Genomic DNA, 26,458 nt, shown 5'->3' with positions numbered 1-26,458 from the left:
GCGGCCCTCCACTCGTTCCCTGATCCTAGGTCTGGGCATAGGGCGCGTCAGGTCAGTCATCCTGCGGTTAGACGGTTCGATTTGGCCTTGGTGGGTGGCCGGCAGGGCGGGTGCGGGGTGCCGGCCGGGCTCAACGTTCACCGCAGCTTCAGGAGCCCAGAATCTTCATCCTGTTGCTGGATTGTTTTGCCTGAGCCTGGAAGAAGGGCGGAGCGCCGCATCACACTTCTTCCAGGTCTCTGCTCTCCAAAATCCTACTTCTCAGCCAGGAGTTCCAGCAGGTAGGCCCCATAGCCGCTCTTAACCAAGGGTTCCGCCCTTTCCCGGAGCTCGTCATCCGTCAGGAATCCAAGCCTCCAGGCAATCTCCTCCGGGGCGCCAATCTTCAGACCCTGCCGGTTCTCAACGGTCCGAATGAAGTTCGATGCATCGTTGAGGTCATTGAAAGTCCCGGTATCCAGCCAAGCGGTGCCGCGCGGCAGGATTTCTACCTGCAGCTTCCCGGCTTCCAAATAGATGCGGTTCACATCGGTGATTTCCAACTCCCCGCGGGCTGACGGCTCCAAATTTTTTGCAATGTCAACCACATTGTTGTCATAGAAATAAAGGCCCGGAACCGCATAGTGGCTCTTCGGTGCCAGGGGTTTCTCCTCCAGCGACAGGGCCTTGCCATTGTCGTCAAACTCCACCACACCGTACGCGGAGGGGTCCTTGACCCAGTATCCGAAGACGGCTCCCCCGTCGATCGTTTTGAATCGGCGCAACTGAGTCCCCATCCCCTGCCCATAGAAAATGTTGTCACCCAGCACCAAGGCAACACTGTCGTCGCCGATGTGGTCAGCCCCAAGCACAAACGCCTGTGCCAGCCCGTCCGGAGAAGGCTGCTGCTTGTAGGTGATGGAGACACCGAATCGCGACCCGTCCCCCAGCAGACGTTCAAACTGCTCCGCGTCGTGAGGAGTGGTGATGATAAGGATGTCCCGGATCCCTGCCAGTATCAACGTCGACAGGGGGTAGTAGATCATCGGCTTGTCGTAGACCGGTACCAGCTGCTTGCTGACACCCAGCGTGATGGGATGAAGCCTGGAGCCGGTTCCGCCGGCAAGTATTATTCCGCGCATGCCACCATCTTTCCCTTCGCTGGGAGCGGCAGCAAATCCGGTAGTCTAGGGAATTATGCAGCGACTTCTCGTGACCGGCGGAGCCGGCTTTATTGGCTCAAATTTTGTCCACTATGTCCTGGAAAACACCGATGACCACGTAACTGTTCTGGACAAGTTGACGTACGCAGGCAACCTTGAGTCGTTGCGGGGGCTTCCAAGCGAACGCTTCACCTTCGTCCAGGGTGACATTGCGGACCCGGTGCTTGCAGATGGCCTCGTGGCTGACTCCGACGTCGTAGTCCACTACGCTGCTGAATCGCACAATGACAACTCCTTGCACGATCCCCGCCCGTTCCTGGACACCAATATCATCGGCACGTACACGCTGATTGAGGCGGCGCGCAAGCACAACAAGCGCTTCCACCACATCTCGACCGATGAGGTCTACGGGGACCTGGAACTCGATGATCCGGAGCGCTTCACCGAACGAACGCCGTACAACCCCTCCAGCCCCTACTCATCCACAAAAGCCGGGTCCGACCTCCTGGTCAGGGCTTGGGTACGGTCCTTCGGTCTGCAGGCCACCATCAGTAACTGCTCCAATAACTACGGCCCGTACCAGCACGTGGAAAAGTTCATTCCCCGGCAGATCACCAACGTCATCGACGGGATCCGTCCCAAGCTCTATGGCAAAGGCGAGAACGTCAGGGACTGGATCCACGCCAATGACCATTCATCCGCTGTACTTGCAATCATCGCGAAAGGAACCATCGGCGAGACCTACCTGATCGGCGCCGACGGTGAAAAGAACAACAAGGACGTCGTTGAACTGATCCTCAAGCACATGGGCCAGTCGCCGGACGCCTACGACCATGTGGTGGACCGCCCCGGCCATGACCTTCGCTACGCCATCGATTCCACCAAGCTGCGCGATGAACTGGGATGGGAACCCCAGTTCTCCAACTTCGACGAAGGCATTGAAGACACCATTGCCTGGTACCGGGATAACGAGGACTGGTGGCGACCGCAGAAAGCCACCACCGAAGCAAAGTACAAGGAACAGGGCCAGTAATCCATGTCGCTGGAGTTCTCTAAGAAGCTTGCTGGCCACGAAACCCCCATTCCCGGCGTCGTTCTTTATGACCTTCCGGTGCACGGAGATAACCGCGGCTGGTTCAAGGAAAACTGGCAGCGCGAGAAGATGGTTGCCCTTGGGCTTCCGGATTTTCGGCCGGTCCAGAACAACATTTCGTACAACGAAAAGGCCGGGACCACCCGTGGGATCCATGCAGAGCCTTGGGATAAGTTCATCTCGGTTGCCACCGGCCGCATCTTTGGGGCATGGGTCGATCTTCGGGAGGGCCCCTCATTTGGTGCCGTCTTCACCGCCGAGCTTGATCCGAGCCAGGCCATTTTCATTCCACGAGGTGTCGGCAATGCCTTTCAGACACTCGAGGACAACACGGCCTACACCTATCTGGTGAATGACCACTGGTCCGCAGCTGCGCAGGGTCAGTACACCTTCCTCAACCTGGCAGATGAGACAGCGGCGATTGAGTGGCCGATTCCACTTGCCCAGGCCGAGCTCTCGGACAAGGACAAGGCGCACCCCAGGATGCCTGACGTTGCACCAATGCCGGCGAGGAAGATCCTTGTGGTGGGTGCGGACGGGCAACTGGGTAAAGCACTGCGCAAGACGTACGACGGCGACGCAACAGTTGAGTTCGCAAGCCGGGCAGAGTTTGACCTCACCAGTGCGGAAAGTTTCACGAGCAGGAACTGGAAGAACTACTCCACCATTGTCAACGCTGCAGCCTTCACGGCAGTGGATGCTGCGGAAACGGCAGAGGGCCGCAGCGCTGCCTGGTCCATCAACGTTACCGCCGTGGCGCACCTGGCGCGTACCGCCGTCGAGCATAACCTCACGTTGGTTCATGTCTCCTCGGATTATGTCTTCGACGGCACCTCGCACAGCCACGACGAGGAGGAGCCGCTCAGCCCCCTTGGTGTCTATGGGCAGACCAAGGCGGCCGGGGACGCGGTGGTCAGTGTGGTCCCCCGCCACTACATCATCAGGACGAGTTGGGTTATCGGGGAAGGCAACAACTTTGTCCGGACTATGGCTAATCTCGCGCGAAAGGGGGTAAAACCTTCGGTCGTGAATGACCAGCACGGGCGCCTTAGTTTTACTGTTGACATCGCTGCTGGAATTGCTCACCTTTTGACTTCCGGAGCCCCCTATGGCACCTATAACCTCACGAATGATGGCCCAGCGCAGTCCTGGGCGGATATCGCGGCCTCTGTATTCGAACTATGTGGAGAATCGCCAAACTCAGTGAGCGGTGTGAGCACGGCAGAATACTTCGCGGACAAACAGGGCGCGCAGCGCCCCCTGGATAGCACACTCGATTTGGGCAAAATCAAGAACACGGGCTACCTACCAGAGGAATCGGCAGTTAGGTTGACATCCTACGTTCGCCGACTCGGTTCCGAGTCGGGCCAAATGCAGAGAAACGGATAAACACAACAGATGAGCATTTTGGTAACCGGTGGTGCCGGCTATATCGGCGCCCACGTAGTGAGCCTGCTGAGACAGCGTAACTACGAAGTCGTTGTGGTGGACAACCTGGCAACGGGGCGCGCCGAGCGGGTCGGTGCAGTGCCTCTAATTGTAATGGACCTCACCGAACCTGACGCCCAGGAACAGTTGGTCCGGGTCTTCCGCGACCGGGAAGTTGAAGCGGTCATACACATAGCCGCTCTCAAGCAAGTTGGCGAATCAGTGGCCAACCCGCTGCTCTACTACCGGGAAAACGTCGGCGGAATGGTAACCCTGTTATCCGCAATGGAGGAATGCGGCGTCAAACGCTTCGTGTTCTCATCTTCCGCCGCCACTTATGGCATGCCTGACATCGAAACAGTCACGGAGTCAACGCCCGCCCACCCAATCAGCCCCTACGGAGAAAGCAAGCTCGTCGGCGAGTGGATGACCGCTGCCTCGGCAGTTGCCTGGGGACTCCGACCGGTCAACCTGAGATATTTCAATGTAGCTGGAGCTGAATCCCCCGAACTGGCCGACCCGGCCGCTCTCAACTTGATCCCTATTGTGATCAACAAAGTTCTTAGCGGGGAAGATCCGGTCATCTACGGTAGTGACTACCCAACCCCTGACGGTACGTGCATCCGCGATTATGTTCACATCGCCGATTTGGCTGACGCGCACCTCGCTGCTTTAGACTCAACTGCCGGTAGCTCACCTCTGGAGACGGTACTGAACGTGGGAACGGGGCAAGGAGCCTCCGTCAAGGAAGTTATCGAGGTTCTTGCCACTGTTTCCGGGCAGAAGATCAATCCGATAGTCGCCCCACGCAGAGCTGGTGATCCTCCGAAGCTCATCGCCGATGTCTCAAGAATCCAGTCAGCATTGGGATGGAGTGCTCGTCGGTCGCTCGAAGACATTGTGGAATCGGCATGGCTGGCCGAAGTCGCCAAGCGGGGTGCTCTCACATAGTGATTACGGTCGCAACATATGGCCGGAACGGCAGCAGTGCCAGGGTGCGCATATACGACTGGCTTGATTATCTCGGTATCGAAGCGACACGGAACTATAGCTACCTTGGAAAGGCCGACAACAGCTTCACCACCTTATCGCGACATCTCCCGCAGGTGATGGCTGCTGAGATTTCCCTGCGCCGTTTGGCGGATGAAGGGACAACAGAAACACTGTTGATGAGCCGGGAAGCCTCACCGCTGAGCAACGGTGGATTGGAGGGTCGCCTTCTGCGCTCTGCGCAGTACTCTGTATACGATTTTGATGACGCGATCTTCCACAATGGCGCGCCCTTCCCATACAGCTTGTACCCGAAAGGTAAGGTGTGGCGCCGGTCTGTCGATGCTGCGTCAAAGGTGATTGCGGGTAACGACTATCTGGCCGAAGTGGCATCGAAATTCAGCCGGCAAGTAGTAATGATCCCGAGCTGCGTCAATCCATCCGACTACACAGTAAAATCCAGCTACGAGCTTTCGGAAGTCCCAACCCTGGTTTGGCTGGGATCTCCTGCCACCGAACCATTTCTTGAGATGCTGGCTGAACCACTCTTGCGAATTCACAGTGAAGTACCCATACGTCTACGAGTAATATCGAGCGGCAACCGGAGTCTCGGAGCGTTGGAAAGAATCATTGAACGAGTGGCGTGGAATGCGGAAACCTTCGCTGGATCGCTTGCGGACGCAGACATCGGCTTGATGCCGCTGCCAGATACGCCATTTACCCGTGGTAAATGCGCGTACAAACTCCTCCAGTACGCCGCAGCGGGCCTACCTGTCGTTGGGAGCCCAGTCGGTACCAACAAAAAGGTCCTTGGCGAGCTAAGTGGCGGTGCGGCCCGGACTTCATCCGACTGGGAAGTCGCGATTCGAGACCTGCTGGCAGCATCTGCCCGGGAGCGTTCGGCGATCGGGACGGCGGGCAAAAACGCCGTGGATGCAGGCTACAGCTTCGAAGCATGGGAACCGGTCTGGCGGGCTACTGTAAACCCCTAGTGCGCGCGCGCCCCCTAATTGGCTTTCCACAATAGACTGCGGCGTCGCCAATCACATATTCCAGCGCTGCCCGCAGTGTTATTTCGCCCGCTCGCCATCCCTTGCCTACTGTCCAATAAGTGCGCCACCGCTTCCTGCCCGAGCCAAAAATTTGGACAGCAACAGCAATGTCGCCTTCCAGATGGGGAGCTCGTTCCGACAGCTGATCAGCCATGACTTCGCGCCATCCGGCCCCGACGTCATAGATGGTCTGAAAGACGTTGCCGACCGACTTCGATCCACGGCGCTTTTCGGATATGGTCAGCAGATTGGTGTAACTTCGCCAAGGAGAGAACCCCTGCTTGGCTTCGCCCAAAACATTCTCTCCATGTTGAACATAATCCTGGAGAACGTCGTCAATGACCATGCACCGGCCCTTGGCGGACGCGCAGACCGCTATCCAGTGATCATGGACTTCAGAAGGCGAATCAAAGCGCGGGAAAGGCAGGGCGAAGTCAAGAACGTCCCGACGGAACACCATGGTTCCACCCGTATATTGATTTTCCACGAAGAAGCTCTGCGGCCTCACGAGTTTGCGGTTCGTCCGGGGGGCGACAACGGCGCCACTTGGATGCTCGACGACTCTCGATTGACTTGCAACCAACGGATGGCGCCCAAGTTCAGAGACCAGACGTTCAAGCTTGTTCGGATACCAATAATCGTCCTGGTCGCTTAACGCGACCCACTCTGCCTCCGCCGGGACATTTTTCAGTACCCGTTCAAAGTTTCCGTAGAAACCTAGCCTTTCTTCAAAGCCCAGTAACTTGAACCGGGGGTCGCTGCCGACGATACGTGAAAGCTTCGACTGAAGTTCCTCCGGATCTCCATCAGCCGATATGAGGCAGAGAAAGTTCTCGTGCGTCTGCAGTCTTATGGACTCAATCTGCCGGCCAAAGAGGTCGTCATTGGGGCGGTATGCAGCCATGGCAACCACGCCGAAGGGTTCCTTGCCCACAGTGGAAGGCTCGACATGGGCGTCTGAGCGCCGCTCTTTTGACATAGTCAGTCCTAACATTTGGTCATCCGTGCGGATTCTGGCCCTGCTGATGCCGACATGGTCGCGAGGATTTCAGTACGCTACTTAGGGCCCGGCTTTTACTAGTTCATCAAAACCGGATGGCGGTCCTCAAATCCACCCGTCCGCCTTGCTAAACCGTCCTTGAGGCCAAGACGAATCATCTTGGCAACGACCTTTTTATTGTCAGCAAAAACGAAGCGAACGGACTGATTCAAGACGTCATGCAACGTTTTTCGAACAAACCATTTAGGAAACTTTACGCCGAAATCCCTGGCCAGAAGAATGCTATTCCGTGTAATATAGTAGATGCGCTTCGGCGAATGATACGTGTACTCAAAACTACGGCCGAAGAACATCCCAACCTTTTTCTCCCCTAAATTGTGGATAAGGTTGCAGCCGTTACCAGTAATCGGCACGTAACCAAGAGCTTTGACGTGCAGGGAGAACTCCGAATCAACATTGTCGATGAAATATCCCTCGTTAAACCACGCACCTGCATCGAATACCTCCGAGGGGATCAGCATCCCTGACTGCCACGGATCAAATGGAACCCGAAAGCCCTCGACGGTGGATCTGGTCGTCAGTGCCGGGACACCGTTAAAAGATTCAGCGGAAACCAACCCGACATTCACGTTGCTCAAGTGAGCAGCCTCATATGTCGCCGCCGCCCGTTGGACGTAGTCGACGTCAAGAGAAGAATCCTGATCCATCGTCAAAGCGAAAAACTGGCTATTCAGCTCCCGAGCGCGGCGCACCCCGGTGTTTAGTGCGGCAGCAATACCTGAATTCTTCGAGTTGTGCAAAACCAAGGACCCCGCCTCCGAAGCTGCACTGAATGTTGCGGCATGTATCTCGTCCGAACCGTCGTTAACCACAATTACTTTGTCAACGTGGGATTGAAGAAGCTCCACCCGGCTTAGAAATGCCTCATCCGGATTGAAAGCGGCCACAATAGCAAAAACAGGCCTCGGGACTGAGGTCTCATCTTTGTATTCCAAGTTACTCAATCCCTTTTTCAAATATAGCTGACACTTGTCGCCGCCTGCCTTTACATTTACACGGGGTGCTCAGATGCCAAGCAGCTCACTGCATGTATCTCCGCAGGTGGGTAATACCCAAGACGACACGGGGACAAAACAGCGATTTACTGCGACCTTTTGCTTCCGGCAACTACGCTGGCCAAGCTTCCAGGCATGTTAACCGTTGGGTTGGAAACCAATCCCTGATAAAGACCTGCCACCGAACATCTCAGCCATTGTCTTCTATTCGCGGTCACCTTTAACTGTCTAAGCGAGAGCACCATCATCGCCACTACAACGGCCATGGGGGTATCAAGAATGGTCGCCCGGTTCGCATTGAGCTTGCTTAGCCAGATGGAGTTGCGGAGCAGATAAAAGAGACGCCCACCAAGGTCGACTCGATTATTCTTCTCGGGATGCTTGATCTTACTAAGTGGGACACAAAGACCCCAAGACTTGCTGGCAAGGCGTCGCGTGTACTCCACATCGTCCAGCCAGATGAAGAAGTCGCTATATGGCAATGGCTCACGGGCAGCCAGGTGAAGGTCGATGAGGACTCCCACAAAACTGGCACTCGACACTGCAATAGCATCGAGGTTCGTCGCCTGGAGTTGGGCCCGCGTGTCGTTGGAGATATCCAGGGTATGGTCGCGGCTCGCTACACCTTCTTCGTTCACTACCAAAGAAGTAACGAAAGCTGGCCTGTCCTCGGCAGTTTCCATCGTGCGGCAGAGGTGCTCCACGGCGTCGTCGTGAGGTTCGGCATCATCGTCCATAAGCCAAGCTGCGTCATGGCCGTTAGCAATGGCGATATCTACACCCAGCGCAAAACCGCCGGCGCCACCCAAATTTTTCCCGGTCTCGCGCAGTGTTACCTGAGGGTAATTCGCCCTTATGAATTCGGCACTTCCGTCCGTCGATCCATTTTCTACGACAATAATCTCATCCAGTTTGCGTGTCTGGCGGGTGAGAGCGAGTAGACACTTTTTCAGATATTCGAGACGATTGAATGAAACGACGACTGCGGCTACCGGCAATATTCTTCCTGACCTACAAGGGTGTTGTGCCCCCATCATAGCCGAGTGTCCGGTTCGAACCGGATTTTGGCCCTACAGCGCATGGAAGCCAGCAGGCCGTCAAGTGTCGTCGGGCCCCGGGTTTACCCTGCGGCGCATCGCGATAACCAAAAAGCCATCCTTGTCCAGGGCTATCCAGCGCCCTAAGGGCAAGCCGTCCAGGGCTATCCAGCGCCCTAAGGGCAAGCCGTCCAGGGCTATCCAGCGCCCTAAGGGCAAGCCGGCTCTGCCACTCGCTCCCAGTCACTTTCCAAGTCTCACCCTTCACTGTCGCACCACGCTCGTTTCCATGGGACCCAGCTGTACCGTCCAGGCAGGTGGGTCGAACCGCTGATGGGTGGTTGGCCCTCCGAGAACAGGGCGGGGCCCCTACCCATCGGTGTAGTGCAGCCATGCCGGAGGGGCGTTTCTGAAGGCTGATTGGGAGGCGTAGAAGCGTTTGAATGTCCATCCGGCGGCGAGGATTCGGTGGAATCGTTCGCTCTTGCCATTTGTTCACGGGCGGTAAGATCGGGTTTTCTTGACCTTCAGCTGCGGCAGGTGTCCCCGCCAGAGGTTCGATTTGTGGGCCGAGCCGTTGTCGGAGAGGACGCGCCCGACGGTGACGCCGCGGAGGGCGAACTTGCCCCGCTGCCGGCCCACATAGCACCAGCCACTACCGTCCGGGACGTTGCCGAACTGCTCGGCAGCCCGGGAAACCGGCCACCCCTCGTCAATGGCCAAACGCGCGACCCGGGAACGCTGGCGCGAAGTCAAAGGTCGCTAGCGGGGCATGAGGACCTTCTGGTCGCCTCAGCGGTTGTCCAAGCAACTCCCCTGTGCAACCGGATGCCCTCTCCCATGGCTCAACGGCTCCAGCGAGTCACCACATTCACCCAACCAACGTCCCTGGGCAGTACAACAGGAGCTACTGCACACCGGCCAGGAGTGACTCGGCGTAAGTCCGACTTGGACCCTTGTTGGTACCATGGGGGGTGATGTCAGCACAAGAAGCCCACACCCTTGTTATCATTCCCGCGTGGAATGAAGAGGCGATCATTGGTTCAACGATTCACGAAGTCCAGGAGCATGCACCGCAATGCGACGTACTTGTCGTGAGCGATGGGTCAACAGACCGAACAGCCCAGGTAGCTAGTGACTGTGGGGCGCAAGTGTTGATTCTGCCCTTCAATCTGGGCGTCGGGGGGCCATGCGGGCAGGTTTCAGATACGCCGAGCGTCACCACTACACGCAAGTTGTACAGGTCGACGCAGACGGCCAACACGATCCCCGAGACATCCAGCATGTTCTGGACGGCCTGGCGCACGCCGACATTTGCATTGGTGCAAGGTTTGCAGAACGCGGCAGCTATCAAGTGTCTGGACCACGGAAATGGTCTATGCAGTTCCTGGCAGCAGTCGTCTCGCGCGTTGCCAGAACGAAGCTAACCGACGTGACCAGCGGCTTCCGCGCTGCCAACGCAAAGGCCATCGCCCAATATCTCGACCACTACCCGGCTGAGTATTTGGGCGACACCATCGATTCCCTTGTTGTAGCCGCACGTTCCGGCTGCAAAGTGATTCAAGTACCAGTTGAGATGCGAGTCCGTCAGGGCGGCACCCCGAGCCACAACCCCTTCAAGTCCAGCATCTATCTTGCCCGGTCCATTCTTGCGCTGTTCTTGGCCCTCACTCGAAAACGCTCTGGCCTGACCGTGGAAGGAGCTGGTGCTCGATGATTGGCAGCGTTATAACATTCTGCGTCGCGGTCCTCACCGTTGGATTAGTGATAGGGCTGGTCCGCCAACGAAAACTGCGTGAGAAATACGCTGTATTGTGGCTTTTCCTGGGAATACTGACCATTGTCTTGACCGGTTTCCCTCAAATACTGGTTTGGACAAGCCAACAATTTGGCGTCGTCGTGCCGGCCAATCTGATCTTCTCAATGGCTCTGGTTCTGCTCGTCGGAGTCACCTTGCACTTGTCTTGGGAATTGTCCACCGTTGAGGACGAAACACGGACATTGGCTGAAGAAGCGGCGATCCTTAGAGCGACAACGGAAAAAATGCAGGCTGATATTAACGAACTGGGCCGCCTTCTTGTCGAAGGCAGGAACAACTCGCAGGTCTAACACGACCAACGGAAGAATAGGTTTATAGCGTCCGTGACTTACCGCCAGCAGCACATTGCTTTCGTTGTCAACAATTATCCGCCAAAAATCGGCGGTTTAGAGCAGCATGTCTATCAATTAGCTCATCACTTAGCCGAATTAGGTCACAGAGTGACTGTAATCGCTCTGGATAACTCCCATATCGGTGTTGAGCACGGCCCTGTGACGGTGCACAGACTCCGCGGGAGCCGGACCGTTGCCGGTGTGTTTTCAGCACCTTTTCCTGGAACAAAACGGCGTCTTTACAGACTGCTTAGGGACCAGGGGGTGACCTTAATATCCGTGCACACTAGATTTTTTCCTATGTCTTTCGTCGGACTTGGGTTAGGCAAGGCACTCGGTGTCCCGGTGGTACACACGGAGCATGGCTCGGATCACGTCAAGGGTGTATCGCCGTTTGTAGGTGTTGTCAGCCGACTGGTCGACAGGACGATGGGACGCTACATCCTCCAACATGCGACTGGGGTACTCGCCATATCGAGAGGTGCACAGGAATTTGTTCAACGCCTCGCCGGAGTCCCAAGTGTCGTGTTCCACAACGCTATAGACACGAAGTTCTTTAGGGCCCGGCCAGTAAACATGCTCAGGCAGCGACTGCTCTTCCTGGGGAGAATCGTCCCCGGTAAGGGATGGGAACTGACACTCAAGGTTGGGGAGTATCTTCAAAAGTACTTCCCGGACATTGAAGTCCACTTCATCGGAGACGGCATTGAGCGTCAGAAGCTGCTCACGTCTTTGGCGAGCTCGCCCCTCGCTGAGAATGCCGTCTATCATGGCTACTTGTCAGCGCCTGACATCAACGACGTCCTTGCGAACGGTATCCTGCTCAACCCGACGCTGTTGTCTGAGGGATTCCAGACAACGCTGTTGGAAGCGATTGCTTCCGGAGCCGCGGTGGTCAGTACGCCCGTGGCGGCCGCGAGATATCTGGCGGAGGAAGGCGCTGAGGTAAGGATCGTGCGGAGCCGCGAAACTGAGGCCTGGTCTGCGGAGGTTCAGGACCTGCTTATGAAGGGCTGGGATGAACCCCTCGAGGGTCTTATCGAGACCTTCGACTGGAAGAGCAGGGCACAGGAATTCGTTAACATCGCCGAAGAGGTGCAAGCCAGCGCAGGACCGCATCCCATACGGAGAAATGCTGCTCCTCCAAGGGTTTGAGTAACGGGACGGATACCAGTAGCGCTCGTGTCAGAGTGCGTCTATTACGCCCCGTAGACTCCTACTCGCGCAGGAGCATGCTTCACGAAGTGCTTGAGTAGGATCCGAGGGGGTTGGCCAACGGAATATAGGGTCCGGAGAAGCGCCGGGCACCCCATGTTCAACTTTTGGAAGGTTTATTGTGTCCTGGTGGTCCACACTCCCCCTGATGATTGCTGCAGTCGGGATCCTCTTCATCCCCGGGGTCCTCATCGCCTGGGCGAGCGGACTCAGGGGTTTCAGCCTCGTGGCCGTCGCTCCGGCCCTTACAGTAAGTGTGCTGGCCGTGGCCGGGATAGCGGCTCCGCTTCTGGGGCTCACGTGGTCCCTGCTGCCGGTGCTCTTAGTTTCCGTCTTCGTGTCCGTGGTGGGATTTCTCGTGTCGAGGGGGTTTCGCGCGCAAGGGTCCCCAAAGAACAGATTGCGTTCCAATTGGAGTTTGCTAGTTGCTGAACTGCTCGCTGTCATGATAGGAACGGTCTTAATCGGCCGTCGGCTTCTAGGCGTCTTTGGGCAGCCTGAGGCTTTCTCACAAACGTTCGATAATGTTTTCCACTTGAACGCGATCCGGTACATCCTCGACACGGGTTCCGCTTCGTCTTTGAGCATTGCCGGTATGACAGGTGGATCGGGCTTCTACCCAGCTGCCTGGCACGACGTGGTTTCTCTTCTGGTTGGGCTGACCTCGGCGCCCATCACGGCGGGTGTAAACGTTGTAAATCTAGTTGTTGGAGCCATAATCTGGCCGGTGGGATGCATTTTTCTCGTTCAACAAATTTTTGGACGGCAGGTACTAGCCAGTCTGATTGCAGGCGTCCTGTCGGCTGCATTCGGCGTATTTCCTATCATGATGATGGACTTCGGAGTCCTCTATCCTCTGGCACTGGGCATTAGTTTGCTTCCGATTGTCCTAGGCATTTGCCTGCAACTGTTCGGAAGGTCCGAGACGCGCGACTTCTCCAAGCTTGTCGGTGCCCTGCTCTTGCTCGCTGTTCTGCCCGGCTTAGCGTTAGCACACACGAGCTGCGTCATGGCCCTGATGGTAATTTTAGTCCCAATTGTTTTAGGGCTTTGGTGGGAAAGGGTCAGGACATACCTGGGTTCATGGCAGAGCAGCTGGCAACATCTCGGTCTATATGTCCTTGGGCTGGTTCTCGCCGTCGGACTGCTTTACATCGCATGGGATCTCGTGCGTCCTGCCGAGGCCGCAGCCTTTTGGCCGCCGATCCAAACGACCGGGCGCGCTATCGGTGAGGTCATCACGAGCTCTGCCATGGGACGTCCTGTCTCCTGGGCCATAACTTTTTTGGCTGTGGTGGGGATTTACGTTCTTATAAAGGAACGCAACAAGCTTTGGGTCATCGGAATGTACCTGGTTGTAGGATTCCTATACGTTGTTGTGAGTTCTATGCCATTCGGCGACCTCCGTACCTTCATCACGGGCGTTTGGTACAACGATCCGCCCAGGCTGGCCGCGCTTCTTCCGGTGGGTATCTTACCTGTGGCGGTCCTGGGCAGTATGCAGCTCTTGGATCTCGCAAGGCGGCATATCTTCCCGAAACTTCGTTCTGTAACGGTTGGCCGGCAGGGTCTTGTTGACGGTTTATCGGGTAGGACCCCCCATGTGAGTGCCGCATACGTTGCTGTGCTCCTGGTCGGGCTGGTCTGGAGCACTCAGCAAGCCAACGTTCGGCAGTCTCAGTCCGAAGCAGCCCCGGGGTACCGGACGACCAACGGGTCCCCGTTGCTTTCCTCTGATGAATTAGCTCTCATTGGCAGGTTGGATGACGATGTGCCACCTGATGCCATCCTCGTTGCAAACCCGTGGAACGGCAGCCCGCTCGCCTACGCTTTGGCTGGGCGAAAGACCCTTCAACTGCACATTCTCAGTGCCGTACCTCAGGGCGGAGAAATCATCTACGAGCATTTGAATAACGCGAAGTCGGATCCCAGGATCTGCTCTGTCTTGCACGAACTCCGTGCTGATTACGCATTGGATTTTGGTCATAAGGAAGTCCACGGCGGTGACCATGGTTTCCGTGGACTTGACAACCTCGCTGGCACAGGAGTCGGCACCCTTATAGACCAGCAGGGGGATGCAAAGCTGTACAAGCTGACCGGCTGTGACTGACGCCTCCGATTGTTAGTACTTCGACGTCCACACTCTTGGTGGATAGGGATCCCTTCGCGACGGCCTCCAACTGCGGAAGATGACTGCTTAGGGCATCTGGAATTCAACGCTCTTTGTGCAGACGAATGCCATCACGCAAAATAAATCGGCGTCCACGCGTTTGACCTAAGGAACTCTGTAATGACCTCCGCTTATTCAGTACTACAGCGACTAACGTCCTTCGCGGCAACAGTCGGGGCGAGTACTCTTGTTGGAATTCTTGCGATTCCCATCGTTATCCGTGTTGCTGGCACGGAGGCTTGGGCGGTGCAGGTCTTATGCCAGTCGGTGGCCTCGCTCTTTGCCGTTTTGATTGGGTTCGGCTGGGGAACGACAGGACCATCTATGGTGGCTGCCACACCACCATCGGGTCGCTTCCAACTCTTCGCTGATTCGTTGGTCAGCAGAATATATTTGTTTGTCCTCGGTGCGCCTACCATGGCGGTCCTAATGGCTCTACTGCAACCAGGTTACGTAGCCCTCGTCGTGCTTGGCACAGTCGCCTACTTATTGCCATCCGTCGGCGCCGCCTGGTATTTCATAGGAGAGTCAAAGCCCAAACGGCTGTTTTTTTTGGATGCAGCACCTCAACTGCTTGGAACAATTGCCGGTATTGCCGCGCTTTCTTGGACAAGGCAAATAGAAGCACTGGTATTCTTCCAAATGTTTTTCACCTTGATCGGGGTGATCGTCAGCGCCGCTGTTGTCCTAAGTAAAGGCAAAGGCCAATTCCAATTCAATATGGGTCTCAAAGAGTCGTTTAAGCGGCTTTCACATCAACGGCATGGCGTCATTACTGCTGCTACGGGAAGCCTTTACGTAAACCTCCCACTCATGGTTGTCAGCGCCTGGCTACCTCTCCAGCTTGATCTCTACGCGATGATTGATCGAATATTTAGGTATAGCGTGACAGCCTTCTCGCCGGTGCTTCAGTTTGTCCAAGGCTGGGTCCCTGAAGGCGGGGAAGAAGGCCTCCGTCACAGGATCAAGAGAGCCATTCAAGCGGGAGCTTTACTGGGAACCTTGGGCAGCGCTGCAATATTTGGGCTCTCTCCTGTCGTTTCTGCAATGCTTTCTGGCCATAAGCTAGAAATCTCGACATCTCTCAGCCTGCCAGTCGCGTTGTCGTTTTTCTCCGTTGCCCTGTCACAAATTCTGGGTCTGGCCTGTCTCGTTATCATTGGACGTGGGGCGGCGCTTGCAAAATCTACGGTTCTTGGTGCGCTTGCCGGGGCTCCCCTAATCGTCGTCACGGCCCTGACAACGAATGTCACCGGCGTGGCTTGGGCAGTGGCTGCCTCTGAACTGGTGGTGACCATCTACCAATTCAGCGTGATCAGGTCGTTCTTGAAGGTACCTGAGACACAGTGACGTACTTGGGCGGGGCCGTTCGTGCGTCGTGCTCTACCGGCGCGATAGTCAGATTCTGGAGAACATCCTCGGTCGACTCACTACTTGTCCTCCAATCTCATGGAGGACAGCCTCCACCCGACCAACCGGCATATAAACTGGCTGTGTAGCGTTGCAGGTTGATGCTGCCGGGCTCAGTATTCACCTTGCGAGCCTTGCCCCAGTAGCCAAGGTGGGGAGCCGGTTATAGCGCCAGCCGCGACTGTTCTCCTCTGGGCACGTGGATCCCTCCCCTCGCACCGCTCCGCCCAGATAGCCAGCAAAGGCCTTCCGTGCCTCTTAGGCGGTGCTGCTGGTTGCGATCCCTATGGGACCGGGCCGACGTCGGTTCCGCAGGAAGTTTGTCCTGTTGAACTGCCGCCTCCTCCACGTGAGCTTTTCAATCGTCCTTTTAATCGCAAAGCAAGCCATTTGTGGGCTTGGTGTCGCTGCAATAGCGAGCTTTCAGGAGCTGCAATTGACGGACCTGAATCGACCAAGAAAGCCGCGAGGAGCCCCACCAAAGAAGGCTGCGCGACTTCACTACGATTAGCTGATGAGTCAGGGGATGGACCCTGCTGAGGCAACGGTCAGGGAATATTGCGGTTGCCCGCAGCAGCAAGAGTGGCTGGTATGAGAACGCCTGAAGCAGCGTTGGAGTACCCCCGAGATCAGCAACCAGCCCTGCGGACTGGTGTCCCGGAACAACGGAGATGCAGCTTGTACCTCAGACTGTCGTTGCAGTCGCCAGGAGTCTCAGGAGCGAAGGATCCCCACTGCGTCATCAATGGACCCGTCGAATTTCACGTTACCGTGTTCAAGCAAGATGCCCCGCTTGCAGATCCTCGAGACAAGGTCCAGGTCGTGACTGACCACCACCAGGGTTTTGCCGTCCCGCGCCAAGTCCTGGATCTTATCGATGCATTTACGCTGGAAAGGCTCGTCGCCAACTGCGAGGATCTCATCGATCAGGAAGACTTCCGGGTCTGTATGCACTGCGACGGAAAAAGCCAACCGCAGGTACATCCCCGAGGAGTAGAACTTGACCTCGGTGTCTATGAACTGACCAATCTCTGAAAACTCGACAATGTCGTCGAATCTCTCCTTGATCTGCTGCTCGGTCATTCCCAAAATGGCGCCGTTGAGGAAGACGTTGTCCCGCCCAGAGAGATCGGGGTGGAAGCCGGCGCCTACTTCGATGAGTCCGGCAACCCGGCCCCTCGTCTTTACCGATCCGGTGTCCGGGAGCATGACTCCGGAAATATGTTTGAGCAGAGTGGATTTGCCTGAACCGTTTAGGCCCAGGAGCGCCACGGTTTCCCCCGCCTCAATGTCAACAGAAACGTTCTTCAAGGCGTGGAACTTCTCGGACAGATCTCCCTTGCGCCCCTTCACGAGCCAGACGACAGCCTCTTTGATGGACCGCGTGTGGCGCAGCACGAACTGCTTGCTGATATCAGAAACCTCAATTGCCTTAACCATTTTAAAGCTCCTGCGCGAAACGGCCCTCAAGGCGCCGGAAGGTGAATTGGCCCAGGATGAGGATGGCTGCGGCCACGCCCAAGCCAACAAACAGCCAAAGGCTGAAGAGATTCGGTGGCATGGCGGCCGATCCGTCCGTTGTAGGGAACCAGAAGGCGTAATGAAAAAGCTCCACGCCGATCGTGATGGGGTTGGCCTGGTAGACGGCGAACCACCCTCCGCCAAGCTTTTCCTGCACCATGGACCACGCATACATCACCGGAGAAGCCCAAGTGGCGACCATGAGGAGCATATCCACCAGGTTCTCGGAATCGCGGAAGTAGACGTTGGCCGCCCCGAACAGCAAACCGAGTCCGGTTGCTAGCAGGGCCACGATGACGAAACCCCCGCCCGCGGCCAGCAGTTGAATGAGGTTGGGGTGCCATCCGGCCAGGACACACCCAATAACCAGCACTACCAGTTGCGGGAAGAAGTGCACCGCAGAAACCCACACGGAGGCCACGGGGAAGAGCTCGCGCGGAAGATAGATCTTTTTGATGAGGTTGCCGTTATTCACTATCGACCTCGCAGCGTTGCCCAGCGCCTCAGTGAAAAAGTTGATCAGGACAATGCCGGAGAACAGGTAGACAGCATAATTCGAAAGACCGTCCGGATTCCGTGCACTTCGCTCAAGGCCGAGGAAGACCCCCAGGGCCACATAAAAGACGATGAACTGCACTCCCGGCTTCACGTAAGACCAGAGAAGGCCAAGGACAGAGCCCCGGTAACGCACCTTGAGTTCTTTCCGGACCAACAGCTTGAGCAGAAAGCCGGACTGCCTGATGTCCCGCAGCCCACCTCCCAACCCTGGAGTGGTTAGCTCATCGGATGCGGTTGCACTCACTTGATCTCGTTCTGCGTGTGTTGCTCGAACGTCTTCCTCCAGGCCTCCATGGAAGTCAGGTCCGAGACTGCGGCTTTGTACTTCTTGCTGAGAGTTGGCCAGTCCTTCAGCAGAGCCGAGTGGAGCCTGGCGCTTTCGGCCAGCATTTTCCTCAGCTGCTTGGGATCACGCCGGTACCAGGAAGCGCCTGTGCCCTCGGCATTGGACACCACAGCACTGTCGTATTGGGCCATCCGCCACCAGCGGTTGTCCTGGTGCGCAACCGTCGTCTGGGGTCGTTCCGCGCTGGTGCCCTTGACTGGGCTCGCCAGTTGTCGAACGACAGTCTTGGCCGCCCAAGGCAGAAGGGTCAATTTCCGCGGCTGTGACGGTCCGTGCCCCCGGCGCGGAGGCTTGTCCATCTTGGGCGCCGGGAAGTCATCAGGATCGGGCCGGAAGACTGCGTCGGAATGAGCAGACATCATCTCGCGAATCTGCGGCAGCTTGGCTGACAGCAGCCCCGGCAGGGCGTCCGGGCCCTCCAGCACATCCTCCAAAGCCCACTGCCGGCCCTTCGCAGTGGCGTACTGCATCGAAACCAGGTGCTTCACGTCGGCGTATTGCGACTCCTTGATGACCCTGCCGCCGAACTCGTAGGGGCTGTGGAGGAGCGCGGCGACCACCCTGTTCCGGGCGTGGAAGTAGGCCTGCCAGCCCACAAGGTCGTCTTTGTCGATCCAGGAAACATGCCACACAGCTGAGCCGGGCAACGACACGGTCGGGTAGCCGGCCGCCTTGGCCCGCAGCCCGTACTCGGAATCGTCCCACTTAATGAACAGCGGGAGCGAGAGCCCGATCTCACGGATCACCTGGGTGGGGATGAGGCACATCCACCACCCGTTGTAGTCAACATCGCAACGCCGGTGCAGCCACGGGGTTTGACGCAGGTTGGACGACAGGAAGTCGTGGCCCAGGATCATGTCCTCACTGGGCAGAGACGGTTGGAACCGGTACGGGTTAACGACTTCACCGAAGGTGTGCAGGACTGTGCGGTTGTAAAGGTCGAACATGTGGCCGCCGACGAGAGTCGGGGTCTTGCACCGATCCGCGAACGTCAGCAGGCGGATGATGCTCTCCGGTTCAACCACGACGTCGTCGTCCATCAGCAGGGCGTAGTCGCTGCCGTTTTCAACAGCCTCGAACATGCCGCGGGCGAAACCACCCGAGCCCCCCAGATTGGACTGGTTGATGATGCGCAGCTTGCCGTTCAGGGATCGCTTAACTTCGTCGAAGCCCTCCGCATCAGCAAGTTTCTGCGTACCTTGGTCAACAATCAGGATCTCCTGAACGTGCGCCAGGGCCTCTTCACTTTCCGCGAGGAGCCGGAGATTGTTCAGGCAGAAGTCAGTCTTGTTCAGGGTGGTGATCTGGAGCGTGACGGACCCAGGCGCGGTTTCGACCGCGGGCCCCTGCCATTCGGCGTCCAGCATAATCAACGGTTCCGTGCCGGCCAGCAGGTCAAACCAGTACCATCCGCCATCGCCAAAGGGCGCGAGCGAAAGTTCGAATGTGCTTTCCGCCGTACCTTCAACCCGGCGGGTGTCCACCCGTTGCAGTGAGCCACGCGCATTCGATTTGTACACGATGACCGAACCTGCCCCTTGGGTCCGAACCTGCAGCTGGACTTTGTCCACGGTGGTCCACCGCCGCCAGTAGCTGGCCGGGAAGGCATTGAAGTAGGTGCCGAAGGACACCCTTTCACCCGAGCGCACAGACGTTGAATGTCGTGAAAGGAAGTCTTCCACGTGCGCTTCCTTGGTGGGGCTGCTGATGGTCCGGGCTTTGGTTGCTTTCCCGTCCCGGTCCCCTGCCGTGGGCAACTGAACGCCGGTGGCCGTCCCCATGTCCATGTACAGGGGTACGGTATCCATCTGGCTGGCGCTGGGCAGAATCACGCGCTGGAGTGTCTGCCATCCTTGCGGGCTTTGCACTGAATCCGTCTTCAGGGAATATTTGGTCTTGTTGTCGGTAGGGACGCTCATGCGTCAACTCCCCCGCTTTCCAGCTTTACGCCGCTTTCGAAGTGCGGCCTGATCTTGTTGTCGAACATGCTCAGCGCGGACCCGATGGCCATGTGCATGTCCAGGTACTTGTAGGTGCCGAGGCGGCCGCCAAACAGGACGTCCTTCTCCGCGTTGGCGAGGTCGCGGTACTTGAGCAAACGCTCCCTGTCAGCGGATGTGTTGACCGGGTAGTAGGGCTCGTCGCCCTTTTCCGCAAAGCGCGAGAACTCGCGCATGATGACAGTCTTCTCGCTCTGGTAGTCGCGCTCGGGGTGGAAGTGGCGGGGTTCGATGATGCGGGTGTAGGGGACGTCGTCGTCGTTGTAGTTCACTACCGAGGTGCCCTGGAAGTCGCCCACCTCAAGGACTTCTTCCTCGAAGTCAATGGTGCGCCAGGACAAGTCACCCTCGGCGTAATCGAAGTAGCGGTCAACCGGGCCAGTGTAAACAACGGGCACGTTGCCCACCACTTTATTCTTGCTGTACTCGTGGGACTCGTCGAAGAAGTCGGTGTTGAGCCGCACCTCGATGTTGGGGTGCTCTGCCATCTTTTCGATCCACGCGGTGTAGCCGTTGGTAGGCAGGCCCTCATACTTGTCGTTGAAGTAACGGTTGTCGTAGTTGTAGCGCACAGGCAGCCGGGAGATGATGCCCGCTGGCAGGTCCTTGGGATCCGTCTGCCACTGCTTTCCCGTGTAGTGCTTGATGAACGCCTCGTACAGCGGGCGGCCAATCAGCTGGATGCCCTTGTCGTTCAGGTTCTGGGGGTCCGTTCCCGCCAGCTCGCCGGCCTGCTCCTGGATGAGGTCCCTTGCCTGCCCGGGTGTGAGGTTGGCCCGGAAGAACTGGTTGATGGTGGCCAGGTTGATGGGCAGCGAATAGACCTCGCCCTTGTGGACACCGTAGACCTTGTGCACGTAGTCGGTGAAGGTGGTGAACCTGTTGACGTACTCCCACACGCGTTCGTTGGAGGTGTGGAAAAGGTGGGCTCCATACCGGTGGATCTCGATCCCGGTCTGTTCTTCCTTTTCGCTGTACGCGTTGCCGCCAATGTGGTGGCGGCGGTCGATGACGACGACCTTCAGGCCGAGCTCATTGGCGGCCTGTTCTGCGATTGTCAAGCCGAAAAAGCCGGACCCTACGATAACGAGGTCAGCAGTCACAAAATCTCCTGGTTCGAATGCGGGCAGCGCAAGGGTGCGCATTGTCTGCTGCTCTACCCTACCCGAGGGACTGGAGGGCCCGTCGAATCAGCGTGCCCGCTGTGAGCCGGCGCACAAGCCCCCATCAGGCGGGGCGCAGCACTCTCGCGCCTCAGATACGCGTCCCCGGTTGCCGGACTCGGGGACGAGCAAGGCCCAGGGTGTAGTGATCCTAACCGGGCTGCCACCTTCCGGGGAGCCCGGAAACCACACGTTTATCCACATAGGCCGTGAAACGCCTGCCGGGCGCCGCGTGCCGTGGCTAGCGTGTGGGTACATGCACCAAGGATCCCAGGCGATGACACTCAACTTCACACTGGTTGGCAGCCCGGGATCATCACCGGAGCAGCTGCCCGTGGAACTATCCATCAGCGCCCCGACCGGCACGCCAGGCGACATGATCCACGAGCAGCTGGTCCGGAAGTTCCGTACGGGCGCCGTCACGGTAGATGGGGAGGACCTGGCTTGCGTGGCCTTCGGAGTACCGCCGCTTGTAGAGGCCGCGATCCTTGTCGACGGCGGCCCCATCCCGTCAAGCCGGCGCCCGCGGCGCCGCCCGTCCCCTGAAGCCGCGGCTCCCCTGTCTCTTGCCATCGACAGCGGCGCCGCCGCGGGGACGGTTGTTCCGTTGCGGCGCGGCAGTTACAGCATTGGCCGAAGCGGAACGCGGATAGTCATCCCGGACCCGGAGTTGTCGCGTGAACATGCGCGGGTTGTGGTCACGGACACCGACATCCTGTTGATTGACCTGGACAGTGCCAACGGCACCTATGTTGACGGTGAAAGGATCCGGACCAAGGTCATCTCCACGGATTCCAGCATCAGATGTGGGCAATCGAACCTGTCCCTGGTCTTTGCAGACCCACCTGGCCGAGCGCTTGCCGACGCCGGCCAGTCCGTGACGGAGCCCATTGTCGTACCCGCGCGCGTTGACGCTGGAAACCGGGCAGCACTCGTTCTCACCGCGGTTCTCCCACTGGCAGCGGGGGTGCTGCTGGCCGTATTCACAGGGATGTGGATGTTCCTTGCCTTCTCCGCAGCTTCCGCGTTCGCCGTCCTTGTTCCTGCTGTCAGCGGACGGCGGCAGAGACGGGACCTGTCAGCCGCCCTGCAGGCCGCGGTTGAGGAAGACAGGGAACGACGACGGCGGAGCGCACCGTCCCTGTCCCTCGTCGCGTTGGCAGCACCACGGGGCAAGGAGACGTCCGGTCCCGGCTCCGGCGGAGGCGTCTGGTTGCGGCTGGGCCAGGCAGCGCAGGCGGCCAACGTCCGGATTGAACCGGCAGGCGCCGGTCCAGCGGTTCCACCGGCAGGGGCGGTGCCCCTGGTCCTGGACCCGGGCCGCGGACTCACCACCATTGGCGGTCCCCGGTCCGCCACTGACGGCGCCATCCGGTCCATACTTATGCAACTGGGAGGGTATCCGCGCGCAGGCAGAACCCACGTCCTGGTTTATGGAAAGCCAGGAAGCCTGCCACTCGCCGCCCGGTATCTGCCCAGGGTGACTCTCACTGCAACACCACACGCCGCCCTCGGTGTCGTGACCAGCGGTCACCCGCACGGCTGCGAGCGCGCCGTACTGCTGATTCGGGGGGAAAGCTCTGAAGGGGCAGCTGATGACTCAATACGGGACGCAGCGATTCGACACGGATGGCAGGTGCTTCACTTCCGGCCTGAAGAGGGGGAATGGCCCACACCTGACGTCTTTCTTTCCGAGCGCAGGTCTGTCCTGTTCGAGGAGCTTTGCGAGACCATTTTTGTTCCCGATCTGGTGCCGGAGGATGTCTTCACTGGTTTCTGCCGGCGCATGGCAGGCGCCACGCGGCAAGGCACGGTACAAGGGGGAACCGTTCCCGCCACCTGCAGCCTCGGCGATGTCCTGCCGTTGACGTCTGCAGCCACCGCCGCCCGCTGGGGATCCAGCGGGCAAAAGGACGGACTGGCCGTACCCCTGGGCCTCACTGCGGCAGGAACCAAAACCCTGGATCTGCAGCACGACGGGCCCCACCTGCTGGTGGCGGGCACTACAGGCTCCGGGAAATCGGAACTGCTCCGCAGCCTCACGCTCGCTCTCGCCCTCAGCTATCCGCCCGAGCGGGTCAACTTCTTCCTGATCGATTTCAAGGGCGGCTCGGGGCTTGGTCCACTGAGTGACCTCGTCCACTGTGTGGGACTGCAGACCGACCTTTCCAGCTCCGAAATGGAACGGACACTGACCTCGCTCCGCGCCGAACTGCAGCTCCGGGAGCAATGCCTTGCTGCGGCCCGGGTACCGGACCTTTCCGCGTACCGCTCCACCAAGGCGGCGGAGGACTTTGTCCTCCCCCACCTTGTTATTGTCATCGACGAGTTCAGGATGCTGGTTGAGGATGCGCCGGAGGTGCTCCGTGAGTTGCTGCGGATAGCGTCCATCGGGCGTTCCTTGGGCATTCACCTGATCATGGCAACGCAGAGGCCGCAGGGAGCGCTGACAGCGGACATCCGCGCGAACGTCACGTCCAGCATCGCCCTTCGTGTGCAATCCGACATGGAGTCGGTGGATGTGGTCAATTGCAGGAGCGCTGCGGCCATCAGTGTGGACGCACCTGGCCGGGCGTTCCTGGCCCGCGGGACGGAGGCCGCCGAGGAGTTCCAGGGTGCGTCACTGGCCGTGGCGGCGACGGGCGGTGAATCATGTCCCGTCACTGTCCACCGGACGATTGATTTTCTCGCGGGCCAGGTTACCCGGCCCGGCAAGGCGCCAGCCTCTGTGCCAACTCCTGCGGAGGCGGTGGAACCCTTGGCAGCCATGGTGCGGAACCTCTGCACCCAGCAGGAGAAGCAGGTCCCGAGGAGGCCCGTCGCCCCTCCACTGCCGGAGGATCTGGAAGAACCCGTCCCCGGAGGCCAGTCCCCCTGCTCTGCCGCCCCCGCTTCCCGGCCGCTGGAACCCGTCGACCCGATGGGTGAGGTCCGCCTCGGCCTCATGGACGTGCCCGAACAGCAACGGGTGGAAGCCCTGGCGTGGAGTCCTCTCCGCCACCGCCACGCAGCATTTATCGGCAGCCCTGCGTCCGGTGCCGGGGCGGCCTTGGAACTGGCCGTCCACACATTGATGACCTGCGGCAGTGAAGCCCACTTTTACGTGCTGGACGCCACGGGAGGTTTCCTCCCGCTGGCCAGTGCAGGCCGGGTGGGTGCACTGGCCGGACTGGATGACCTGCGGCGTGGAGTTCGGATTCTGGAGCGGCTTGTCCGGGAGCTGGGTCAGCGGCGGAGCCACCCAACCTCCGGGGAGGTGCCTCTTGTCGTCGTCGTCTCCGGCTGGGGATCCTGGGTGTCGGCTTTCCGTGCGGGACCGCTGGCATGGGCTGAGGACCTGGTCCATGACCTGGTCCGTGACGGCGCCCTGGCAGGGATAACGCTGCTGCTCTCCGGGGAACGGGAGCTTGTCACTGCCAGGTTCTTCGGTGCCCTTCCCAACCGTTTCTATTTTCCGGCCGGTTCCACCGAGGAGAGCCGCGCCATGTGGCCACGAATGCCCTCGGTACCTGCAGTTGAAGGGAGGGCTGTTGCCTTCGGCCCGGTTTCAAACGGCAGTCCGGCTGTCTGCCAGTTCTACCGGAGCCCGGCCCCGAATTCACTGGGCAAAGGCGGCGCAGGATATCCGGTTGCCTCGCTGCGGCCATTCCGGCTGGAACCCCTCCCCGAGCAGATCACGGTGACGGAGGTGGCAGCAATGGCGGCACCGGCACTCCGACAGGGTCCCTCAGCCGAAGCCCAGCCAGGCCGGGAACCAGCCGCCGGCGGCCGGCCGCCGGAGCGCCCCATGATCCCCACGGGGCAACGGGATGTCTTCCTCGGAGTCGCCGGGGATGAGCTGGCCGCAGCGTCCTTCCGCATTCCGGCCAGCGGGGTAGTTGCGGTGCTTGGCAACCCCGGAAGCGGCAAGAGCAATACCCTGCGCGCATTGGAGGCACTCAACCCCGGCCAACTGTGGTGCGCACATCAAGGGCCATCCCAGGCCGCGGACGACTTTTGGGCGGACATGCTCCTGCAGGCGGGGAGTGGTTGTTTGCCGCGGGAGGCACTGCTGCTGGTTGACGACGTCGACCAGCTCGCACCTTCGGCACTGAGGGATGTGGGCGAACTACATGCCCTGGGCCATTCCCTGGTGGTAACCGCTGGTTACAGTCCTGCACTTCTCCATCGTGTCCCGCTCCTCATCAATGCCCGGTCATCCGGCGCCGGGCTACTGCTCGGCCCGCGTTCGATCGCTGACGGCGACCTTTTCGGGATACGGTTCGACGTCGAGTCCAATCCCCCGCCGGGACGTGCTGCCCTCATCACCGGCGGCCGGGCCGTCCCCCTCCAGGTGGCGTGGGCTGGAGCAGATGGGTGACCGGCCCGCGGGCCAGGACGTGCACACCGTCAGCCACATATTCGGGACGATCCAGCTCAGAGGGCAGGGGGTGCACTCCCTGTGCGGGAGGCATGGCTGACAACCGGGTTGGTAAAGAGGAGAACGATGGCGGTGACGGCGGGGACGAGCATCGCCAAGCCGGCCAGGACGAGGCCGCTCGTCATCGTGGGCACCCCGATGGTGAGGACGAATAGCTGGGCGACCAGCGCTGCCGCCCTGGTCCACCGGTAGCCCCGGTAGAGGAAGACTGCCACCGCGTACAGCCACGCCGAAAAAGCCAACAGGAGTCCCAAAGTGAAGACGGCACCCCAGAAGGACAGGACCGGGCTGCCACTGAGCAGCTCGTAGGCATACCAGCCGGCCGCCGCCAGGAGGGCAGTGGCCTCGGCAGCCGCAACGATGGCGACGACTTTCGCGGCCGCGGGCACCGGGTCCCGCCGCCCGTTCGTCCCGCCGTCGGGGACGCCGACGGGTTCGTCGGAAGAGGATGGGGTACCTGCTGGGTCTACCGGGGGTCTTGACACACTGGCACCCTACCGGACATAGTCGGACACTGGTGAGGGCCGGAGCAGCCACTGTGATGCATCGCTCAGGTTTCGTGGGATATCAGGCGTTATTACCCCTTGTTTACACAGCGTTAACATGACAGGCTTGATGCAGATGACCAAGGGGGCCCAGAGGGCCCTTTTCCTTTGTAGCCACTAGTGAATAATTTCACAAAGGCTTATCCCAGAAATGGAGCAACT

At 58.9% G+C, this 26,458-nt stretch carries 19 protein-coding genes and 1 pseudogene; 10 read left to right on the top strand and 10 right to left on the bottom strand.

Features of this window, described 5'->3' with window-relative positions:
* Positions 1-254: 254 nt before the first annotated feature.
* The gene (gene rfbA, locus ACWRN3_RS05680; RefSeq protein ID WP_476740089.1) at positions 255-1,121 is read right to left on the bottom strand and encodes a glucose-1-phosphate thymidylyltransferase RfbA; all 867 of its coding nucleotides are present in this window, start codon (positions 1,119-1,121) and stop codon (positions 255-257) included.
* A gap of 55 nt (positions 1,122-1,176) precedes the next feature.
* On the opposite strand from rfbA, the gene rfbB reads away from it, so the two are divergent.
* Genes rfbB through ACWRN3_RS05660 form a run of 4 tightly spaced genes read left to right on the top strand, consistent with a single transcriptional unit; the run spans position 1,177 to position 5,645 of the window.
* On the top strand, positions 1,177-2,175 hold the full coding sequence (gene rfbB / locus ACWRN3_RS05675) for a dTDP-glucose 4,6-dehydratase (protein ID WP_476740088.1): 999 nt from the start codon (positions 1,177-1,179) through the stop codon (positions 2,173-2,175).
* 3 nt (positions 2,176-2,178) lie between these two features.
* Positions 2,179-3,624 carry a sugar nucleotide-binding protein gene (locus tag ACWRN3_RS05670; protein ID WP_476740087.1) on the top strand — a complete coding sequence of 482 codons (1,446 nt, stop codon included), beginning with the start codon at positions 2,179-2,181 and terminating at the stop codon, positions 3,622-3,624.
* 9 nt (positions 3,625-3,633) lie between these two features.
* Entirely contained in the window at positions 3,634-4,614 is a 981-nt protein-coding gene (gene galE / locus ACWRN3_RS05665; RefSeq protein WP_476740086.1) for a UDP-glucose 4-epimerase GalE, read from the top strand.
* Positions 4,614-5,645 (top strand): glycosyltransferase family protein, encoded by a 1,032-nt coding sequence (locus ACWRN3_RS05660; RefSeq protein WP_476740085.1) that lies wholly within the window; start codon positions 4,614-4,616, stop codon positions 5,643-5,645. Before galE ends, ACWRN3_RS05660 begins: the two co-directional genes overlap by 1 nt.
* On the opposite strand, the gene ACWRN3_RS05655 is transcribed toward ACWRN3_RS05660, so the two are convergent.
* The 4 genes from ACWRN3_RS05655 to ACWRN3_RS05640 form a co-directional block, all read right to left on the bottom strand.
* Positions 5,629-6,684, bottom strand: coding sequence for a glycosyltransferase (locus ACWRN3_RS05655; protein WP_476740084.1), 1,056 nt, complete (start codon positions 6,682-6,684; stop codon positions 5,629-5,631). The genes ACWRN3_RS05660 and ACWRN3_RS05655 overlap by 17 nt on opposite strands.
* 98 nt (positions 6,685-6,782) lie before the next feature.
* On the bottom strand, positions 6,783-7,700 hold the full coding sequence (locus ACWRN3_RS05650) for a glycosyltransferase (RefSeq protein WP_476740083.1): 918 nt from the start codon (positions 7,698-7,700) through the stop codon (positions 6,783-6,785).
* A 146-nt stretch (positions 7,701-7,846) separates the two neighbouring features.
* On the bottom strand, positions 7,847-8,758 hold the full coding sequence (locus ACWRN3_RS05645; RefSeq protein WP_476740082.1) for a glycosyltransferase: 912 nt from the start codon (positions 8,756-8,758) through the stop codon (positions 7,847-7,849).
* A 534-nt stretch (positions 8,759-9,292) separates the two neighbouring features.
* Positions 9,293-9,520, bottom strand: coding sequence for a hypothetical protein (locus ACWRN3_RS05640; protein WP_476740081.1), 228 nt, complete (start codon positions 9,518-9,520; stop codon positions 9,293-9,295).
* A gap of 254 nt (positions 9,521-9,774) precedes the next feature.
* Between ACWRN3_RS05640 and ACWRN3_RS05635 the strand changes: the two are divergent.
* The 5 genes and pseudogenes from ACWRN3_RS05635 to ACWRN3_RS05615 all read left to right on the top strand — a co-directional run bounded on the left by ACWRN3_RS05635 (position 9,775) and on the right by ACWRN3_RS05615 (position 15,683).
* Positions 9,775-10,514 (top strand): annotated as a pseudogene (locus ACWRN3_RS05635) (glycosyltransferase family 2 protein).
* A complete protein-coding gene (locus tag ACWRN3_RS05630) occupies positions 10,511-10,906 on the top strand; it encodes a DUF2304 domain-containing protein (RefSeq protein ID WP_476740080.1) in 396 nt (131 codons plus the stop codon). Before ACWRN3_RS05635 ends, ACWRN3_RS05630 begins: the two are co-directional and overlap by 4 nt.
* A 33-nt stretch (positions 10,907-10,939) precedes the next feature.
* Positions 10,940-12,103, top strand: a complete 1,164-nt coding sequence (locus ACWRN3_RS05625) for a glycosyltransferase family 4 protein (RefSeq protein ID WP_476740079.1) — start codon at positions 10,940-10,942, stop codon at positions 12,101-12,103.
* Positions 12,104-12,311: 208 nt separating this feature from the next.
* Entirely contained in the window at positions 12,312-14,273 is a 1,962-nt protein-coding gene (locus tag ACWRN3_RS05620) for a DUF6541 family protein (RefSeq protein ID WP_476740078.1), read from the top strand.
* Between the two features lie 180 nt (positions 14,274-14,453).
* Positions 14,454-15,683 (top strand): lipopolysaccharide biosynthesis protein, encoded by a 1,230-nt coding sequence (locus tag ACWRN3_RS05615; protein ID WP_476740077.1) that lies wholly within the window; start codon positions 14,454-14,456, stop codon positions 15,681-15,683.
* Positions 15,684-16,457: 774 nt separating this feature from the next.
* On the opposite strand, the gene ACWRN3_RS05610 is transcribed toward ACWRN3_RS05615, so the two are convergent.
* Genes ACWRN3_RS05610 through glf form a run of 4 tightly spaced genes read right to left on the bottom strand, consistent with a single transcriptional unit; the run spans position 16,458 to position 21,271 of the window.
* The gene (locus ACWRN3_RS05610; protein WP_476740076.1) at positions 16,458-17,183 is read right to left on the bottom strand and encodes an ABC transporter ATP-binding protein; all 726 of its coding nucleotides are present in this window, start codon (positions 17,181-17,183) and stop codon (positions 16,458-16,460) included.
* 1 nt (position 17,184) lies between these two features.
* Entirely contained in the window at positions 17,185-18,066 is an 882-nt protein-coding gene (locus ACWRN3_RS05605) for an ABC transporter permease (protein ID WP_476740075.1), read from the bottom strand.
* Positions 18,063-20,087 (bottom strand): glycosyltransferase, encoded by a 2,025-nt coding sequence (locus ACWRN3_RS05600; RefSeq protein WP_476740074.1) that lies wholly within the window; start codon positions 20,085-20,087, stop codon positions 18,063-18,065. The genes ACWRN3_RS05605 and ACWRN3_RS05600 overlap by 4 nt, the downstream gene beginning before the upstream one ends.
* Positions 20,084-21,271, bottom strand: coding sequence for a UDP-galactopyranose mutase (gene glf / locus ACWRN3_RS05595; protein WP_476740073.1), 1,188 nt, complete (start codon positions 21,269-21,271; stop codon positions 20,084-20,086). The genes ACWRN3_RS05600 and glf overlap by 4 nt, the downstream gene beginning before the upstream one ends.
* A gap of 337 nt (positions 21,272-21,608) precedes the next feature.
* On the opposite strand from glf, the gene ACWRN3_RS05590 reads away from it, so the two are divergent.
* Positions 21,609-25,691 (top strand): FtsK/SpoIIIE domain-containing protein, encoded by a 4,083-nt coding sequence (locus tag ACWRN3_RS05590; RefSeq protein ID WP_476740072.1) that lies wholly within the window; start codon positions 21,609-21,611, stop codon positions 25,689-25,691.
* Between the two features lie 56 nt (positions 25,692-25,747).
* Here ACWRN3_RS05590 and ACWRN3_RS05585 read toward each other — a convergent pair whose 3' ends face one another.
* Complete coding sequence (locus tag ACWRN3_RS05585) at positions 25,748-26,236, bottom strand: hypothetical protein (protein ID WP_420716215.1); 489 nt, start codon at positions 26,234-26,236, stop codon at positions 25,748-25,750.
* Positions 26,237-26,458: the final 222 nt, after the last annotated feature.

Source organism: Pseudarthrobacter sp. rb (assembly GCF_056389225.1).
The sequence above is the reverse complement of the archived record's forward strand: the minus strand, read 5'-3'. Positions and strand labels throughout refer to the sequence as shown.